At 39.2% G+C, this 19,111-nt stretch carries 17 protein-coding genes; 10 read left to right on the top strand and 7 right to left on the bottom strand.

Going from position 1 to position 19,111, the window contains the following annotated elements:
* The first annotated feature begins 131 nt into the window (after positions 1 to 131).
* Positions 132 to 608 carry a DUF1572 family protein gene (locus E0W68_RS10105; protein WP_135219309.1) on the top strand — a complete coding sequence of 159 codons (477 nt, stop codon included), beginning with the start codon at positions 132 to 134 and terminating at the stop codon, positions 606 to 608.
* Between the two features lie 3 nt (positions 609 to 611).
* Here E0W68_RS10105 and E0W68_RS10100 read toward each other — a convergent pair whose 3' ends face one another.
* On the bottom strand, positions 612 to 1,610 hold the full coding sequence (locus E0W68_RS10100) for a sterol desaturase family protein (protein WP_135219308.1): 999 nt from the start codon (positions 1,608 to 1,610) through the stop codon (positions 612 to 614).
* Between the two features lie 195 nt (positions 1,611 to 1,805).
* Between E0W68_RS10100 and mce the strand changes: the two genes are divergently transcribed.
* From mce to E0W68_RS10080, 4 genes are all read left to right on the top strand, one after another.
* The gene (mce, locus tag E0W68_RS10095) at positions 1,806 to 2,207 is read left to right on the top strand and encodes a methylmalonyl-CoA epimerase (RefSeq protein ID WP_135219307.1); all 402 of its coding nucleotides are present in this window, start codon (positions 1,806 to 1,808) and stop codon (positions 2,205 to 2,207) included.
* A 78-nt stretch (positions 2,208 to 2,285) separates the two neighbouring features.
* The gene (gene rbfA, locus E0W68_RS10090) at positions 2,286 to 2,678 is read left to right on the top strand and encodes a 30S ribosome-binding factor RbfA (protein ID WP_135219306.1); all 393 of its coding nucleotides are present in this window, start codon (positions 2,286 to 2,288) and stop codon (positions 2,676 to 2,678) included.
* 9 nt (positions 2,679 to 2,687) lie between these two features.
* Positions 2,688 to 3,893, top strand: coding sequence for an ABC transporter permease (locus tag E0W68_RS10085; RefSeq protein ID WP_135219305.1), 1,206 nt, complete (start codon positions 2,688 to 2,690; stop codon positions 3,891 to 3,893).
* Positions 3,894 to 4,079: 186 nt separating this feature from the next.
* Positions 4,080 to 5,492 carry an MATE family efflux transporter gene (locus E0W68_RS10080; protein WP_135219304.1) on the top strand — a complete coding sequence of 471 codons (1,413 nt, stop codon included), beginning with the start codon at positions 4,080 to 4,082 and terminating at the stop codon, positions 5,490 to 5,492.
* Positions 5,493 to 5,508: 16 nt separating this feature from the next.
* On the opposite strand, the gene E0W68_RS10075 is transcribed toward E0W68_RS10080, so the two are convergent.
* The 3 genes from E0W68_RS10075 to dusB all read right to left on the bottom strand — a co-directional run bounded on the left by E0W68_RS10075 (position 5,509) and on the right by dusB (position 8,380).
* On the bottom strand, positions 5,509 to 5,997 hold the full coding sequence (locus tag E0W68_RS10075; RefSeq protein ID WP_135219303.1) for a hypothetical protein: 489 nt from the start codon (positions 5,995 to 5,997) through the stop codon (positions 5,509 to 5,511).
* Positions 5,998 to 7,314, bottom strand: a complete 1,317-nt coding sequence (locus E0W68_RS10070) for an AAA family ATPase (protein WP_135219302.1) — start codon at positions 7,312 to 7,314, stop codon at positions 5,998 to 6,000.
* A 73-nt stretch (positions 7,315 to 7,387) separates the two neighbouring features.
* Complete coding sequence (dusB, locus tag E0W68_RS10065) at positions 7,388 to 8,380, bottom strand: tRNA dihydrouridine synthase DusB (protein ID WP_135219317.1); 993 nt, start codon at positions 8,378 to 8,380, stop codon at positions 7,388 to 7,390.
* Between the two features lie 375 nt (positions 8,381 to 8,755).
* Here dusB and lepA point away from each other — a divergent pair, with 375 nt between their 5' ends.
* The 4 genes from lepA (at position 8,756) to thiL (ending at position 14,742) form a co-directional block, all read left to right on the top strand.
* Entirely contained in the window at positions 8,756 to 10,552 is a 1,797-nt protein-coding gene (lepA, locus tag E0W68_RS10060) for a translation elongation factor 4 (RefSeq protein WP_135219301.1), read from the top strand.
* Between the two features lie 629 nt (positions 10,553 to 11,181).
* Positions 11,182 to 12,678, top strand: a complete 1,497-nt coding sequence (locus tag E0W68_RS10055; protein WP_135219300.1) for a hypothetical protein — start codon at positions 11,182 to 11,184, stop codon at positions 12,676 to 12,678.
* 185 nt (positions 12,679 to 12,863) lie between these two features.
* A complete protein-coding gene (locus E0W68_RS10050; RefSeq protein WP_135219299.1) occupies positions 12,864 to 13,592 on the top strand; it encodes a YoaK family protein in 729 nt (242 codons plus the stop codon).
* A gap of 97 nt (positions 13,593 to 13,689) precedes the next feature.
* The gene (gene thiL / locus E0W68_RS10045; RefSeq protein ID WP_135219298.1) at positions 13,690 to 14,742 is read left to right on the top strand and encodes a thiamine-phosphate kinase; all 1,053 of its coding nucleotides are present in this window, start codon (positions 13,690 to 13,692) and stop codon (positions 14,740 to 14,742) included.
* Positions 14,743 to 14,811: 69 nt separating this feature from the next.
* Here thiL and E0W68_RS10040 read toward each other — a convergent pair whose 3' ends face one another.
* From E0W68_RS10040 to E0W68_RS10030, 3 genes are all read right to left on the bottom strand, one after another.
* On the bottom strand, positions 14,812 to 15,564 hold the full coding sequence (locus tag E0W68_RS10040) for a hypothetical protein (RefSeq protein WP_135219297.1): 753 nt from the start codon (positions 15,562 to 15,564) through the stop codon (positions 14,812 to 14,814).
* A 327-nt stretch (positions 15,565 to 15,891) separates the two neighbouring features.
* On the bottom strand, positions 15,892 to 16,554 hold the full coding sequence (locus E0W68_RS10035) for an energy transducer TonB (RefSeq protein ID WP_135219296.1): 663 nt from the start codon (positions 16,552 to 16,554) through the stop codon (positions 15,892 to 15,894).
* 123 nt (positions 16,555 to 16,677) lie between these two features.
* A complete protein-coding gene (locus E0W68_RS10030; RefSeq protein ID WP_135219295.1) occupies positions 16,678 to 18,219 on the bottom strand; it encodes a glycine--tRNA ligase in 1,542 nt (513 codons plus the stop codon).
* 188 nt (positions 18,220 to 18,407) lie between these two features.
* On the opposite strand from E0W68_RS10030, the gene E0W68_RS10025 reads away from it, so the two are divergent.
* Positions 18,408 to 19,091, top strand: a complete 684-nt coding sequence (locus E0W68_RS10025; protein WP_135219294.1) for a ComF family protein — start codon at positions 18,408 to 18,410, stop codon at positions 19,089 to 19,091.
* Positions 19,092 to 19,111 lie beyond the last annotated feature (20 nt).

Here is a 19,111-nt window from a genome sequence, read left to right as displayed (position 1 = left end):
ATAAATTTAAAGATAGGCAAATGGAGGAATCGTTAAAATCATCGAAAAAACTTATTACATTTATCCTGCTATGCCCGATGGCATTTATCTATTATCAGCATCTGTATAAAAAAGAGTGATATACTAAAGTTATGGGAAACAAACACGAACTGGCAAAACGTTTCAGAGAGGTAATTTTGAACGGAACGTGGGTGGCAAATACAAATTATAAAGACCAGTTAGCCACCCTTAATTGGGAGGTTGCAGTCACTAAGCATCAATCGCTCAATACTATTGCCGTTTTGGCACAGCATATACATTATTATATAAAAGGTGTAAGTAACGTATTTAAAGGAGGGAATCTGGAAATACGGGATAAATACAGTTTTGATTTCCCTCCTGTTGAATCGCAGGTGCAATGGGAAACTTTCCTAACCAAATTTTGGCAGGATGCAGAGGAGTTTGCTCTTTTAATTGAACAAATGCCAGAAGAGAAACTGCATGAAAAATTTGTGGATGAAAAATACGGAACATACCAAAGAAACATTGATGGAATGATTGAGCACTGCTACTACCATTTAGGGCAAATAGTACTACTCAAAAAAATTTTAGTACAACAGATCAATTAATTATTATACTCTAACGGAGTTATGCTCCGGCTGTGGTACTTTCAGCTTAATATCAGCTTCTTTTTTTACCTGTTTTATCGGGTTGTTTCCCTTTCGTAACGCTTCGCGCATTTGTTTTACCGTTTTAGTACTGCCATCGTGGCTCCAGCCGGGCGGACCAAAAACATACATAAACTTGTGTTTCCAGTTTTTAGATTTTTTCATATCCCGCCAGATATTAACATACTCATGGGTTAGTATGGTATAGGGGTTATATGAATCAGGTGGCGAGGTTACTCCAAACTCAATATCCACATCATCATCATAATCTTTCCACGTCCCGAATATCTTGTCAAAAATATTAAGGAACCCCCCATGATTCTTATCCATATACTCTAAGTTTTTAGAGTGGTGTACCTGGTGCATTTTGTGAGTATTAAATATTTTTTCTGCAAAACCCAATTTTGGAACATATAATGAATGAAGCTGAAATTGCCATAACGACTCTATACCCAAACATACCAAAAGCATTTCGGGCGGAAAACCTATGGCAACAATCCATATATAAAACAACGGTTTGTAAAACAAAGTAAACCACCCATTGCGCACCGCAGTTCCTAAATTGAATTTATGGGAAGAATGATGCACGATATGGGCTGCCCAAAAAAACCGAACCATGTGGTTTTGCCTATGAAACCAATAGTAACTGAAATCATCGGCAAGCTGGCACAGCAGCCATATATACCAGGCATACCCAAAAGATTCCCAACCAAATATGTTGGTACGAACCCCATTTACTACAGGGTTAAAAATATCATATACAAAGGTAAAAACAACAATAGCCGTAACCGTTTTAAGCAAAGCGGCAAGCACAGCCGAGCCCAACCCTATGCTAAGGCTGGAAGCAAGATCCTTCCAGTTATAAAGACTTTTTCGGGTTGTAAGTTTACTATAGCTGAGTTCGAGGAGTATTAAGCCCAAAAAGCATGGCACCCCATATACCAACGGGTTAGTGAAATTCATTAAAACATTAATTATTAGCGAATTATAGCAATTTTAATAAAATTAAGGTTTTAAAAACGGCTTAGCGGATATATACGAAAGGTTTAGGATAAGTTTAACGAGGACACGCAGAATCTTTTACTAATAGTTTTTGTACCGTTCCTGCTGTAAATGGTAAAATCACTATTTTTACAAACCGCATACAAAATAACATTTATGAGAAAAATAGAACACATAGGCATTGCCGTAAAAGACCTCGAAGCATCCAACCGTTTATTCGAAAAACTATTGGGTACACCCGCCTATAAAATGGAAGAAGTAGCCAGCGAAGGGGTAAAAACCTCTTTTTTTATGAACGGACCCAACAAAATAGAACTGCTGGAAGCTACTAACCCCGATAGTCCTATTGCCAAATTTTTAGAGAAAAAAGGCGAGGGCATACACCATATAGCCTTTGATGTAGAAGATATTGTTGCCGAAATAGCCCGCCTTAAAAATGAAGGCTTTACCGTGCTGAACGAAACCCCGAAAAAAGGAGCAGATAACAAACTGGTAGCTTTCCTGCACCCAAAAGGCACAAATGGTGTGCTGGTAGAACTGTGTCAGGAAATAGTCTGAGTGATATATTGCAGTCACGTGTGCAACTTTGCACAGCGAACTGTAAACCCGAAACCATAAATTGAGTACTTTTGCACTATGGAAACAAACAGGCAGAAAAAAATAGGCACACTGCTGCAAAAGGATTTAGTAGATATCCTTCAGGGCGAGGTGCGCAAAAACAACATTAGCAACCTCATCATATCAATATCAAAAGTAAACGTTACCAGCGACCTTTCTATAGCAAAGGTATATCTCAGCATTTTCCCTACCGATAAAGGAGCTGAACTGCTGGCAGCAATACGGTCTAACACGCCGCTCATAAAACACGACCTTTCGCAACGCGTAAAAATGCAATTGCGCAAAGTGCCGAACCTTATTTTTTATATCGACGACACACTCGACCAGATAGAAAAAATAGACAACGAGCTAAAAGGCGAAAACAACCCTATTACCAACCCGGAATTGCTGGACAGACGCAAAAAATCATAACAACCCAATTTGAGCTTCTCCCTATACATAGCCAGACGATACACTATAAGCAGGAGTAAAAGCTCTGCGGTAAATATTATTACCGCCATTGCGGCATTGGGCATTATAGCCAGTACCGCAGCACTGTTTATAATAATGTCGGCATTTAGCGGACTGCGGGAGTTTACCGTATCCTTTACCAACGCTACCGACCCGGAACTAAGGGTTGCCCCCGCGTTGGGAAAATCGTTTACCATATCGGCACAGCAGGAACAGGAGCTGAAAAAAACGGCAGGAATAACCCACTACACCAAGATAGCCGAAGAGCGCGTACTTTTTTATTATGACGGTAAAGAACAGGTCGCCTACCTGAAAGGTGTTGACAGTATATATACTGACGTAAACCCCATTAAAGAAAAGGTAATACAAGGCAACTGGCTGCAACCCGAAACCAGCCAGGTAGTGATAGGCTATGGCATTATGTCGAAACTGTCTATGGGGTTATTCGACTTCAATAATGCATTGGAGGTATATGTACCCAAACCGGGTAAAGGACTTATAAAGTCGCCCGAAGACGGTTTCAAAAAAGCTACGCTTATACCCATAGGCATATACTCTGTAAACGATGATGTGGACAGCAAATATGTATTTGCCGATCTTGGGCTTACACAGGAATTATTGCAGTTTAAACCGGAACAAATAACGGCAATAGAACTGAAACTTACTCCCGGTGCTAATGAGGAAACGGTAAGAGAAAAGCTAAACACCATATTTAAAGGAAAAATAGCCATTAAAAACCGAATACAGCTAAACGCTTCACTCTACAAAATGCTGAATGCCGAAAATTTGGTTACCTACCTGTTTTGTTCACTGGTAGTGGTAATGACACTGTTTTGCCTTGCCGGCGCACTCATCATGCTGATACTGGACAAACGCGAAAACATAAAAACACTCTACAGCCTGGGTACAACCGTAACCGAGCTGCGCAACATCTTTTTATATCAAGGTATATTTATTACCACACTTGGGGTACTCATAGGGCTTGCCATAAGCGTTAGTGTGGTACTGGCACAACAGCATTACAGCCTTATTATGCTTACTGATACTCTTGCCTACCCGGTACAGTTTACTTTTGTTAATATACTCATAGTCATAGCCACTATATACACACTGGGCATACTCGCCTCCTGGCTTGCTGCCAACCGCGTGAATAACAAATTGCTTGAAAATTCATAGAACTTTTAGATTGATTTTTATATTTTCTTATATTTTTGCAGTCATATACTTCCGAATTATGATAGTTTTTGCTGTCCGTACCCGATAATGTAAGGACAAACACTTTTCGCAAAAAACAAGTAGGCATTATCTTTTATTGCCTGTTATACTATTATTAATTTTTTTCAATCAACATACCAACAAAAAATGGCACAAATTATACAGGGGAAAAGTACGTTTTCCCGATTTTTCACCTTACTGAAACAGTCGCTTACAGGCGGCAATATCGATTTTACACAAGGAAGCATTCGCAGGGCGGTACTATTGCTGGCTATACCCATGATGCTCGAAATGATGATGGAATCAGTATTTGCACTGGTCGATCTTTATTTTGTGGGGCATCTGGAAAACAGCAGTTTTGCAGTACAAACCGTAGGGCTTACCGAGTCGGTACTTACTATTATATATTCCATAGCCATAGGGATGAGCATGGCTGCCACGGCAGTAGTGGCGCGCCGTGTGGGCGAAAAAAATCCTGAAGCGGCAGCACGCGCCGGCATGCAGGCTATAATAGTAGCCGTAGCCGTAAACGCCGTTATTGCTTTTTTCGGGTTTATATATGCTACCGATATTTTACTGTTGATGGGTTCATCGCAAGCATCGGCAGAGTTTGGAACTGACTTTGTCCAGATAATGATGGGTGGCAGTTTTGTTATTATGCTGCTGTTCCTCTTCAATGGTATATTTCGCGGGGCGGGTAATGCTGCCATAGCCATGAAAAGCCTTTGGATAGCCAATATTTGCAACATTATACTATGCCCTATCTTTATTAATGTACTGGGCTACGGGCTTACGGGTGCTGCTATTGCAACCACCATAGGGCGGGGTATTGGCGTAAGCTATCAGCTCCATAACCTGTTTAACGGCAAAGGCATGCTCAAGGTTGCAGCTTCCTACTTCCTTCCGCATTGGGAACAAATAAAAGCATTGGTAAAAATTGCTGCTCCGGGTGTAATGCAGTTTGTAATTGCATCGTGCAGTTGGATATTTTTGGCGCAATTAGTGGCAACTACGGGTGGCGATGAAGGCTCGGCTGGCTACCAGAGTGCCTTGCGCATTATGATGTTTTTCCTGCTGCCCGCATGGGGGCTAAGTAATGCTGCTGCCACACTGGTAGGGCAAAACCTTGGTGCAAAACAGGTAGATCGTGCCGAACGTTCGGTATTTGTAACGGCAAAATATAACATTATTTATATGGCTTCTATAACAGGGATAACTTTCCTTGCTGCCGAGCCTATTATGTGGTTTTTTACCAACAATGCCCACGTGCACGATATAGCCGTACAGGCTATTAAAATATTGAGTGTGGCTTTTGTGTTTTATGGTGCAGGTATGGTACTGATAAACGCCTTTAACGGGGCGGGCGATACCAAAACGCCTACACGCATTAACTTCTTTGGGTTCTGGCTGTTCCAGATACCGCTTGCCTATATGCTGGCAAAGGTTTTTGAGCTTGGTCCTGTAGGAGTTTTTATAGCCATTCCGGTTTCGGAAACCGCTATTACGATAGCGAGTATTATCCTTTTCAGAAGGGGAAAATGGAAAGAAGTCGAGGTTTAAATAAGCAATTTCAAGCTTAAGAGAAAAAATCTGTTTTTAATTCCGTGACATCTTTCACAAGATAATTCTTGGGCATTCTTAAATTTCTATAGAACAGGCTTCTTGCCTGTTCTTTTTGATTAGATTGAAATATAAAAAGGTACTCTGAGTTAAGTTCAACTTTACCTTTTAGTGTTGTTATAGAGCCTTCTACCTTATGTATTAAGTCTACTTTACTAATATTTGTAATCTTTTTATAATTAAAACGTAACTCGGCTAAAACATATTTTTCAGAAGGTGAAGAGATTCCAAAACTAAAATCCATTGAACTCCTTTCATTTCTTTTCTCCTTTTTAGCAAAATACGTTTCAACATGATCCATATTTACTACTAAATGTTCTGTATCAGTAAAAGGATTAGCCCCTTTTAAGCCTTCATTTACAAGTAATTTTTCTATTTTTATTAGAGAATTACTACATTCCATGATAAAAGGATGGGCTTCAGTTATATTTTTACAATATTTCATTTATATCCCATATTTATTAATTCTATCTAATGCAATATTAAAAGACTCAAATATAGGCTCAATGTCAGTTCCTAAATGAATATAATCATATTGGTACTCTTTTTCTTCTGTTTTAGCAATATAAAAGTTAACCTCATCGAGTATACCTTCTTTTTCGGAAATAGATTTTATTGCACTTACCATATCAGGATTATGACTTGGAATAAAAAATTTAACTCCTATTTCTTTATTCAAAAGAACTATCAATCTAGCATATTCAATAATCCATTGGGGATGAAGATGAGATTCAGGCTCATCTATGATTAATAGCGTTTTATCTGTTAAGCTACCATTCTTTAATAGTAATTGGATAATTCCAAATGACTTGATACCTGTAGCACAATCTAATAAATTATAAATAGAACCATCTGCCCTCTTATAAAAAAAATCACTGATAGAAAAATCATTATCTTCTATAGAAATGTCTCCTTTTATTATTTCCTTACTAATAAGTTGAGAAATTTGAGAGTTATTAAGTTTTCCTTTTTTTCTCAACAACTCATTTAAATCTTCCCAATATTCATTATCAGAGCTGCTACCTATTACCATTGGTGTGTCTATATAAATAGCATTTTGTATAGAATAAGGAATTGCAAGTCGGTCTTTATCAGATGAAAATATTGTTTCTCCATATTCCTGAACTTCAAACTTTTCAGGCAAATTTACTATACCAAAAACTGTTTCTAATTCATCAATGAATAATGAACTGGGTCTAAATTTCTTTTTATTAAAAGCATCATCGAAAATAGATTTAACGAGATCAATGATTTTTTGAAACTGTAACTCTGTATTCTCTGATTCTATCGATATATTATTATCGTCTAAAATATCCTTTAAAATAAACTTAAACCTTGTCAACCTAGTAAAACTCTTTATATTTCTATGTTGAGTATCTTCAGAGTAAAAAATTCTATATACTTTATCTAATACAGACACCCATTTATTCATGCGTTCTTCTGTTAGCATATTTCCTTGAAATAGTGAATAATAATCTCTTATAAGTTGTTCTTCTTCTAATTCATTTTCTTTAGAAGAATGACGCTCAAAAGCAATTATTTCCAAAAAACGGCTTACATCCCTTAACTTATCCTCTAAATCCTTACTAATAAGGTTGTTATAATTTGATACTGTTTTATATAAATAATATAAAAGTTTAGACATAGTACTTTTACCACTCCCATTCTCACCTGCTACAACAGTAATTCCATCAATAATTATATCTGCTTTATTTATTGCTCTAAAATTATGTGTCTGTATTTTTATCTGTGAGGTTTTCATGTAAAATTGTAGAATAAATGTTCAAATATTCGTGTAAATATACAACTATTATAATTTGAGGTATTAATTTTATTTAAACTGTTTGGGTATTGCTAAACTTCTCCAATACCTCATCCATTACCGCATATACATCGGCGGGGTTATCCAGCGTTACCATACGTTGTCGGTATTCTTTAAAGTGCGGTATGCCTTTAAAGTAGTTGGTATAATGCCTGCGGGTTTCTACCACACCTACGCGTTCGCCTTTCCAGTCTATCGACCATGTGAGGTGGTTGCGGGCTGCCTCTACCCTATCCTCTATAGTTGGGGCAGGCAGGTGTTCGCCTGTGGCAAAAAAGTGTTTTATCTCGTTAAATATCCAAGGGTAGCCTATGGCAGCACGCCCTATCATGATACCGTCCAGTCCGTATTTGTTTTTATATTCTAATGCTTTTTCGGGGCTGTCTATATCGCCATTACCAAAAACAGGCATAGTTATGCGCGGGTTATTCTTTACTCGGGCAATAGGTTCCCAGTCGGCTTCACCCTTATACATTTGCGCACGTGTACGCCCGTGTATTGTTAGTGCCTTTATGCCTACATCCTGTAATCGTTCGGCAACCTCATCGATGTTAATCGAATTTTCGTCCCAACCCAGTCGGGTTTTTACCGTTACCGGAAGGTGAGTACTATCTACCACCGCCTTAGTAAGGCGCACCATAAGGTCGATATCCTTTAGCACCCCTGCGCCTGCGCCTTTGCACACCACTTTTTTTACGGGGCAGCCAAAGTTGATATCTACAATATCGGGGTTTACGGCTTCGACTATTTTTGCCGAGAGCGCCATTGCCTCTTCATCACCGCCAAATATCTGTATGCCCACAGGGCGTTCATAGTCAAAAATATCCAGTTTTTGTCGGCTTTTCATCGCATCACGAATTAATCCTTCCGACGAAATGAACTCGCTGTACATAAGGTCGGCACCATGCAGCTTGCACAACCTGCGAAACGGCGGGTCGCTCACATCCTCCATTGGTGCAAGCAACAACGGAAAATCGGGCAATTCTATATTTCCTATCCTGATCATCTCTTTCATTTTGTGCAAAATTACAATATTTTACAATAGTAGTATTTACCATTGCCAAACGGCTATACTATTTTTCGATAATTGTATCGATTAATACAATAGGATAATCGTAAAAATCAATTTTATTGCACCTACATTTGCAGTGTAAGAAAGACAATACATCTGAATCCAATAAACAAAATTAATTTTTTTACTTTCTATTTTTTTTACGAAACACTTGTTCCCCCAACAAGTGTTTTTTTATGCCTTATCATTAAATTTTTTATTGCGCTAAAGGCTGCTTTGTAACTCACTAACTTTAACTATATTTGCCGATTAATTGGCTCCCTTTAGCATAGCCGCTTCGGGCATGCCCGCAACTGATAAACGACGAAGATGAAGAACATAAGGAATTTTTGCATTATTGCCCATATCGACCACGGTAAAAGTACCCTGGCGGACAGGCTGCTGGATGCCACACAAACGGTAACCGCGCGCGAACAACAGGCGCAGCTTCTGGACAATATGGATTTGGAGCGTGAGCGTGGTATTACCATAAAAAGCCATGCCATACAGATGGATTACATGCACAATGGTGAAAAATATACCCTTAACCTTATAGACACTCCGGGACACGTAGATTTCTCTTACGAGGTATCGCGCTCTATAGCAGCTTGCGAAGGCGCGCTGCTTATAGTAGATGCCGCACAAAGCATACAGGCACAAACCATAAGCAACCTGTACCTTGCGCTGGAAAACGACCTTGAAATTATACCCGTACTTAACAAAATAGACTTGCCAAGTGCCAACCCCGAAGAGGTGAGCGATGATATTGTCGAACTGTTGGGCTGCGATTATGAAGACATTATACCCGCCAGTGGTAAAACAGGGCTGGGTGTAGATAAAATACTGGAGGCCATCATCAACCGAATTCCGCCACCAAAGGGTGTGGAAGACGAGCCGTTACAGGCTTTGATATTCGACTCGGTATATAACCCGTTTCGAGGCATCGAAGTTATATTCAGGGTTATAAACGGCTCGATAACCAAAGGGCAGAAAATTAAGTTCATGGCTACGGGCAACGAGTATTTTGCTGACGAGGTAGGAACATTGAAACTAAACCAAGTACCCAAACAGGAAATAAAAACCGGCGATGTGGGTTACCTTATATCCGGTATAAAAGAAGCTCGCGAGGTAAAAGTGGGCGACACGATTACCGATGCCAAAACGCCTACTCAAAACATGATTGGCGGTTTCGAAAATGTAAAACCAATGGTATTTGCAGGTATTTACCCTGTAGATACTGAGGATTATGAAGAGCTGCGCAACTCGATGGAGAAATTGCAGCTTAACGATGCCTCGTTGGTATTTGCGCCCGAAAGCTCGGCAGCGTTGGGCTTTGGTTTCCGTTGCGGATTTTTGGGAATGCTGCACATGGAGATTATTCAGGAGCGACTGGAGCGCGAGTTTGACATGACGGTTATTACTACCGTACCCAACGTGTCGTACCATGCCTATACCAAAAAAGATCCTGACACGATTATTATAGTAAACAACCCAAGCGACTTGCCTGAGCCAAGCAAAATGGACCATGTGGAAGAGCCGTACATCAAGGCAACCATAATTACCAAAAGTGATTTTGTGGGGCAGGTAATGAGCCTGTGTATCGAAAAGCGCGGTATTATTACCAACCAAACCTACCTTACGCCCGAGCGTGTTGAGCTTACGTTTGATATGCCCCTTGCCGAAATTGTATTTGACTTTTATGACCGACTGAAAACGGTATCGAAAGGGTATGCTTCGTTTGACTACTCGCCTATAGGGATGCGTACGTCTAACCTTGTGAAGGTTGATATACTGCTAAACGCCCAGCCTGTGGATGCGCTTTCGGCACTGATACATGCTGATAATGCTTACCACATTGGTAAAAAAATGTGCGAAAAGCTAAAGGAGCTTATACCGCGCCAGCAGTTCGATATTCCTATTCAGGCAGCTATCGGGGTTAAGGTTATCAGCCGAGAAACTATTAAAGCACTCCGTAAAGACGTTACCGCAAAATGTTATGGTGGCGATATATCGCGTAAGCGTAAACTACTGGAAAAACAGAAAAAAGGTAAAAAACGTATGCGCCAAGTGGGTAACGTAGAGATACCGCAGGAGGCATTTATGGCGGTGCTTAAGCTTAACGACTAAGCCCTGCCCCTCCCAGCCTCCCCATAAGGGAGGAGTAAGCCCCACCCAGCCTCCCCAAAGGGGAGGAGTAGAAAAAAGATAATAGATTTTAGATAATAGAACCCGTGCAGATGTGCCGGGTTTTTTGTTATATTGCGCTTATGGACAAAGGAGCAGATATAGCATTAGGATGTATTCCCACAATCATAGTAGTTTGGCTATTATCTCTATTAATTAACTTCTATGATCATATATATATTTTCATTTTAATTTCATTGCTTTTATGCCTAAAGGTGGGAATATTTTTAATTAAAAAGGAAGGCTATAAGAATATTGGCATTGGAGTTATTGTTGGACTTATATCCTACTACTTTTTTCTGTTGATGTTTTATTATATGATGCTAGGTCCAATGTAAAAATATTTACTTACATACAAGGGTGGCTTTTCATTTCTGGCACATAGCCCCACCCTCCCTCCTCAAAGGGGAGGAGTAAGTATAAAGAATTAAGATTTTAGATAATAGAACCCGATACTGATGTATCGGGTTTTTTGTTAAAAACACAAAAGAACTCTTGTTAAATAAATTTTAAATATGTTAATTTTTTCACTACATTGGTAATCAAATTACTAAACATTTAAATTTTATATAATGGGAATATTCGGAAGTGAAAAAACTGACAAAAAAATCGTATCATTAGAAAATAAAATCGAAAAACTAGCTAAAGACGATATTCATTTTTTAAATAAACTTAAAGAACTACAAAACTCCATTACCGAAGCTGAAAAACGCTCTCCTGATTATGAAAGAGAAGCTAAACAAGCTTCTAAGAAAACTTCTGAATACAGAAATAAAGCCTTAGAAACGCAAGAAGAAGCCTCATCTATACTTGAAAATATTAATGGTCAAAAAGAAGAAATCTCAAACATAAAAAATGAATTATCAACTCTTAAAAATGATATAGAGGAAGAAATTATAGACGTTCGAGAACGAAAACAAGAAATTTATGATGCAAAAAGCGATATTCTTAGTAAAATCGATTTAATTGAAGAAAGAATAGAACAGATAACTCAAATTTTTAACAAGTATCCAGATTTATCAAGCAGTTTAGAAAATTTAGAAAATTTCACTACTCAAGTTGAAGAAAATCAAAATAAATCAAACCAATTATTACGAGGTATTACTTCCAGAAAAAATGAAATAGATAATATATATCGAGAAATATCTGGCTTTGAGCAAGAAAATGAAGAAACAGGTGAAACATCACACATTCCGGGAATTAAGGATGAGTTGGAAGAAACCTATACAGAACTTGAAATCAAATCTAACTCTTTAACAAAACAAATATCTTTAATTGAAAAAACAACAAGTGATAATTATGAAGCCTTTATTAAATCTAGTGCAGAGAAGAATCTTAAATTAGAAAATGAATGGAAAGAAAAGCATTCTGAAATCAATGATAAAATAAAGAAGTTGCTTCCAAACGCTTTAACTGCTGGATTAAGTTATGCTTTCTCCAAGAAAAAAGAAGATGAAGATTCAAGCTATGAAAAACACAAGAAACAGTTTGGAAACGGTATAATTGGACTTGTTCTTGTTTCTTCTATCCCATTTATTTTGAGTATCGTTTTTTTGAATCAGAATAAAACGTTAGATGATGTGATAGACCGAATACCTCGTATTGTTTTAGCCATAATACCTCTATATCTTCCTGTTCTGTGGCTTGCATTTTCTTCCAACAAAAAAATGAATTTATCCAAAAGATTAATTGAAGAATATTCTCACAAAGAAGTTTTAAGTAAAACTTTTGAAGGTTTATCTTCCCAAATAAACGACCTAGATGATAATCCTATATCTAATGAATTAAGAATAAAATTACTTCAAGACTTCATGCAAGTTTATTCTGAAAATCCAGGTAAATTAATATCAAATTACGAAAAATCGGATCATCCTATAATGGATGTTTTGGAACAAAGCCATAAATTAGAATCTGCGGTAGAAAGACTCAAAAAACTTCCTGGGATTGATAAAGTAACTAGAGTTTTAGAAAAGAAGTCTGAAAAAATATTAGATAAAGGAGAAGAGATGGTAGAACGAGGTTTAGAAAACATGGAGAAACTCGAAAATAATGAAGATGAGGATGTATAATAATATAGTTTCAATAAAATTTATAGATCCAAAAACTACTAAACAAAGATTGCCACGCTCCGTTGCACTACGCTCGCAATGACAGAGTGCAAGAGTAAAACTATTGCATTACAAAAATATAGTATAAAACCCCTACATAGTACAACCAAATCCGGTAACTTTGTTATAGTTTTTACCCTACACCAATGCTCAGAAACAGAGGCAATAAAAGAGCGTATCGGCACAACTTCAGGCTTGCTGCAATACTATCGTTTGTGGCAGGTATTGTTAATATATGCGGGCTGCTGGCATTAAACACGCTCACGACCAACTTAACGGGGCATTTTGCGTTTTTTTCGGAAGCCTTTATCAACAATAATTATAAAATAGCCGTAATAAGCATTTTCTATGTAGTATGTTTTCTGGCAGGTTCGTTTATTTCGAACCTTACCGTTGAACTCGTTTCCCGAAAAAAACCATCATTAGCCTATGCCGTACCCATAATCATTGAAATACTGATTATTGCCGGAGTAGCTCTTTTTATAAACCCCAAAGCACTGCAACACCCCGAATATGTTGCTGCCATACTGCTTTTTGCAATGGGGCTGCAAAATTCGCTGGTTACAAAAGTTTCACAATCCGTAGTCAGGACAACGCATTTAACAGGCTTGTTTACCGACTTGGGTATCGAACTGTCGCAACTATTTTTTTATAAAGAAAAACGCGAACTGCAACAGCTTAAACGGGGTATTTATCTAAAGCTTTCTATTATCCTGTTTTTCTTTGCCGGCGGAATTGCAGGGGGCTTGCTGTATAAAGAAACAGCGCTAAAAACATTGCTTGTTGCCTGCTGCTTTTTAATACTCGCATTGCTGTATGACAGTTTGTTACTGCGCTATTACTCCTTGAAACATAAAATAACCCACAAACCCTAAGCGTTTTAAACTTTACGAGTTTATGACTTTATGACTTTCTAACTAAGTTGTACCTTTGCCTTTTACAACTTTATAAACTTTACGACTTTCGACTGCTATGTTAGAAGATAAAAACCAAGAACGCACCAGCCTTTCCAGCTTGGGCGAGTTCGGACTGATAGACCACCTTACCAAAGATATCGAGATAAACCAGCCCACCACCCTGAAAGGTATTGGCGATGATGCTGCCGTGCTGGACTTTAAAGACAAGCGCACGGTAGTAAGCACCGATATGCTGGTAGAGGGTGTACACTTTGACCTTGCCTATATGCCCCTAAAACATTTGGGCTACAAAGCGGTAGTAGTAAACCTGTCGGACATTTGCGCCATGAACGCCAAGCCTACACAAATAACAGTAAGCATAGCCGTATCCAACCGTTTTCCGCTGGAAGCATTGGAGGAGTTGTATAGCGGTATCCGTCATGCGGCAAAAGTATATGAAGTGGATATTGTGGGGGGCGACACGACCTCATCGCAAAAAGGGATGATAATCTCGATAACTGCCATTGGCGAAGCCGAAGAAGATGATATTACCTACCGTGTGGGTGCGGGCAGTACCGACCTGCTTGTGGTGAGTGGCGACGTGGGCGCAGCCTATATGGGACTTCAGGTATTGGAGCGCGAAAAAGAGGTGTTTAAAGTAAACCCGAACAATCAGCCCGACCTTGATGCGTACACGTACCTGATAGAACGCCAGCTAAAACCCGAAGCACGCAAGGATGTAAAAGAGCTGCTGAAAGCGTTGGAAATACAACCTACGGCGATGATTGATATTTCTGACGGGTTATCGTCAGAGATATTGCACCTGTGCAAGCACAGCAATGTGGGCTGTAACCTGTATGAAGATAAAATTCCTGTTGACCCGCAACTGATAAACGTATGCGAGGAGTTTAATATAGATATTACTACCGTTGCCCTAAACGGTGGCGAAGATTATGAGCTGCTGTTTACCATAAAAATGGAGGATTTTGAGAAAATTAAGGCGAACCCTAATTTTACCATCATCGGGCACATGACGCAGGAAAGCGAAGGCGCACACCTGATAACCCGCGCTAACACCAAAATTGCGCTTAAAGCGCGCGGTTGGGATGCTATAAGTATGGAAGAATAGTTTTAAAACTCAGCTAAAATTAAAAAAGCTCCCGATTGGGAGTTTTTTTAATTTTTATGCTATTCCGCTTTACTGTTTGTATGTATAAGCAGCAGTATAAGTATATATATCGTTATACCTGTCTTTCTCTGTAATTTCAACAATTACAGGATAGTTGTCGCTGTTGTATTGATATACAGCCGTCACCTGACCGGTAACCTCGTTAGTATCTTCATCGCGAATAATCACTTTTGAAGGATTATTTACCGGTAAAAGTTTTTTAGCGAGTACAATTTCTTCTGCCTGTGGTGTCATGCTAAAGTTAAGCTCTACATTATCAAGCACATCAATAATACCGGCAGCCTCAAGCGTATAAAAATAAGGGTTCGGCTTAGCGTCATAAGTAATGGTTGCCGTGTATGAAGCATAGATACTTCCATCATAATCTCTTTCAAAAAGTCTCAGCTTTGTTGGGTTACCGGCATTGTCATATTCCAATACCTCGCCCACTTCATACCCGTCATATACTGTATTCATAACATCATTCACGATAAGGTTATCACCGGATCCTGTTATAGTAGTAAGCTCTCCGCCTTCGTAGCTGAAAAGATTGGTTTCCGTACCATCAGATGCCGTGTTTACAGTGCCGTCTGCATTGTAGGTTACAATTAGTGTTTCGGTTTGTAAAGATTCTTCGTTAGCTGTTGCTACTACTTTGGTAATATAACGCTTGGCAGTATCGCCGTTTACTCCGTTAAAATTGTCCGAAGAGTCATCATCGCTGCAACCTGTAAAAGCTAAAAACGATAGTACGGCAAGAGCCGAAAGGAGTTTATTTTTCATAGAAATAAGTAATTTTTATTTTACATTAAGTGGGTGCGAATATAGTATATCTTTCTGTTATAAATGAGAGCAAAAGCTAATTTATATTCTGTAAAAAAGAGGCTGTCTCAAAAGTGTCATTCTGAACGGAATGTAATGGAGTGAAGAATCTCAATCGTTTAATAAACAAGAGATTCTTCCTTCGTCAGAATGACAAAAATGCTTGTATAAGCACTTTTGAGAAAGCCCTTTTTATTGTGCTTTTATCGGGAAATTGCTCGGTTGTAGCTTCTCGTGATGGCGTGGGGCATGTAGTGTGAGTTTAGTCTAACTCTCTAATGGTTAATCCTAATTTATAGTTATCGGAATAATATAAGGACATTTTACAAAAGCTCCCGCCTGATGCCCCGGCTGCCATCTGGGCAGGATGCTTACCAGCCTTTTGGCTTCTTCATTCAGTTTGGGGTTGGTACTTTCTATAACTTCAATTTCTGAAGTTTCCCCGATGGCATCTATAACAAACTTTACTTTGATCTTACCCTTGTTGTTTTTAATTGACTTGCGGTTTACATTTTCACCTATAAATTTATACATCTCAGCTTGCCCTCCATAATACATAGGCATTATCTGACCTGAATCAGAAAAGTATTTCATGACGCTGCTTTCTATCTCATTACCGTCAATATCTACCAATGCTCGTCTTCCGTCGGGGCTTCTGTAATAGTCGGCTATATACGTTTTACCATCTTTATAAATTTCAAATCCATCTTCATAAGTGTAAACGGCTATAAGTGTATCGCCTTTATAGTATTTTGTAGGGGCAACGGGAATACCGTTTTCAAATTCTGTAACAATCATAAGTTGTTTTTCCTCATCATACAATTTCCACACTCCGGTAGGTTGATGATTTTCGTCTAACGCATTAATTTTTTCGCCTTTATATTCAATTACATTTTGAGCTATCGAAAATGTACTCAGGAATGTAAGCGCAATTACAATTAGTGTTTTCATAGGTTAATTTTTGGGTATATACTTAACGTTATTGAAGGCAAATATATCTGATTTATATTAACAAAAAAGCGGTTAAGAAAAATATTCTTAACCGCTTTGTATATAGTTTTATAATCTTTTTTATTACATCTTCATTAACCATTTCCTTACGGAAACCTCTTCGTTGATTATTCCTCTCAGTTCAGATATGGCAACTCTGTCTTGTTTCATACTATCACGATGGCGAATAGTTACCGTTTGGTCTTCCAGCGTTTGGTGGTCAACGGTAATGCAGAAAGGCGTACCCAACGCATCCTGCCTGCGGTAACGGCGACCTACAGCATCTTTCTCGTCATAAGCCACGTTAAAGTCCCATTTCAGGTCTTCAATAATTTCGCGTGCTACTTCGGGCAGTCCGTCTTTTTTAACCAATGGCAGTACCGCAGCTTTGGTTGGGGCTAATACAGCCGGAAGACTCAACACAGTACGCTCGGAGCCATCTTCCAGTGTTTCTTCTTTTAATGAAGAGGCGAATACTGCAAGGAACATCCTGTCCAGCCCTACAGAGGTTTCTACTACATAAGGTACATAGTTTTGGTTCAGTTCAGTATCAAAAAACTGTAGTTTTTTACCACTATGCTCCTCGTGTGCTTTCAGGTCAAAATCCGTACGGGAGTGGATACCCTCAAGCTCTTTAAACCCGAACGGGAAGTTAAACTCAATATCGGCAGCGGCATTGGCATAGTGTGCCAGTTTATCGTGGTCGTGAAAACGGTAATTTTCCTTACCAAGTCCTAACGACATGTGCCATTTCAGGCGGGTTTCTTTCCAGTACTCATACCATTTCATTTCATCGCCGGGACGTACAAAAAACTGCATTTCCATTTGTTCAAACTCCCGCATACGGAAGATGAACTGACGCGCTACAATTTCATTACGGAACGCTTTACCGGTTTGTGCAATACCAAACGGAATTTTCATCCTGCCTGTTTTTTGCACATTCAGGAAGTTTACAAATATACCTTGTGCCGTTTCGGGGCGCAGGTACAAATCCATAGCGTGTGCTGCCTCAGCACCCAGCTTTGTACCAAACATCAGGTTAAACTGGCGCACCTCTGTCCAGTTCTTGCTACCCGTGTCAGGGTCAGCAATTTCCAGCTCTTCAATCAGGGCTTTCACATCAGCAAGGTTCTCTGTTTCCAGCGAGTGTCCCATACGTTTCAGTATTTCCTCTCTTTTAGAGAGGTAGCCCACTACCCTTTCGTTAGTAGTAACAAACTCTTCTTCGTTAAAGGCTTCACCAAAACGTTTTTGGGCTTTTTCTATTTCTTTTTGGGCTTTAATGTTCAGCTTCTCGGCATAATCCTCAATAAGCACATCTGCCCTGTATCTTTTTTTGCTGTCTTTATTGTCTATCAACGGGTCGTTAAACGCATCTACGTGACCGGATGCCTTCCACGTGGTAGGGTGCATAAATATAGCGGCATCTATACCCACTATGTTTTCGTGCATTTGCACCATTGCTTTCCACCAGTACTCGCGGATGTTCTTTTTCAACTCGGCGCCGTTCTGCCCATAGTCATACACTGCGCTCAATCCGTCATATATTTCGCTGGATGGGAATATATACCCGTATTCTTTTGCGTGCGAAATTACATTCTTAAAAATATCTTCTTGTTTTGCCATGATGCAAAAATATAAAAAGCGATTATATATCATAGCAGTAAATCAGTAGAAAAAAGTAAAAGCAGTATCTTTTTACAGGATTTATAGCATTCTCAAAATACTGTTGGGAGAGCTTAAAAATATTCAATTAAAAAACCTGATAAATCGTGTTTTTTATATCTTTAAAACCGCTAAATAATTACTTTATTATGCTAAAAAGCCTTGCCAACATACTCTTCCCGAAAACCTGCCCCGGTTGCAGCAACATTTTACTGGAAAATGAATATACAGTATGTATTGCCTGTATGCACAATATGCCTTATACCCAACATCATTTATCAGCAGAAAACGAAACTTTTAAGCGGTTTTACGGCAGGCTGCCACTGGAGCACGCTTCGGCGTTACTGTATTTTCATAAACAGGGATTGGTACAACAGCTTATTCACAACCTCAAGTACAAAGGGCAGCAGGACATTGGTAAACTCATGGGACAATGGTATGCTCAGGAACTAAAGGGTGTACCCGCACTGCAATCGGTTACCGATGTGATACCCGTACCGCTACACCCTAAAAAGCTTCGCGAACGCGGGTACAATCAGGTTGCCGAATTTGGTAAGGCTTTAGCCGAAGGGCTGAATGTAAACTATAACGAAGATATACTGCTGCGTACTACCTACAACAAAACGCAAACCAAAAAGAACCTCGCGGCAAGGGCAGCCATTATAGGCAGTGCTTTTGATGTTGACTTTACCGATGCCGACAGCGGTAAACACTTTTTGCTTATAGACGACGTTATCACTACAGGAGCAACGCTGGAGTCGTGCGGAAAGGCTTTGCTGAAAGTCCCCGACAGCAAACTGAGCATTGTAACTATTGCCTATGCACATTCCTAACCCCTCTCCGAAAGAGAAGG

Source organism: Flavobacterium salilacus subsp. salilacus, from assembly GCF_004634195.1.
In the GTDB taxonomy this organism is placed as follows: Bacteria; Bacteroidota; Bacteroidia; order Flavobacteriales; family Flavobacteriaceae; genus Flavobacterium; species Flavobacterium salilacus.
Note: the sequence above shows the minus strand (reverse complement) of the source record. Positions and strands in the feature narration are given on the sequence as shown.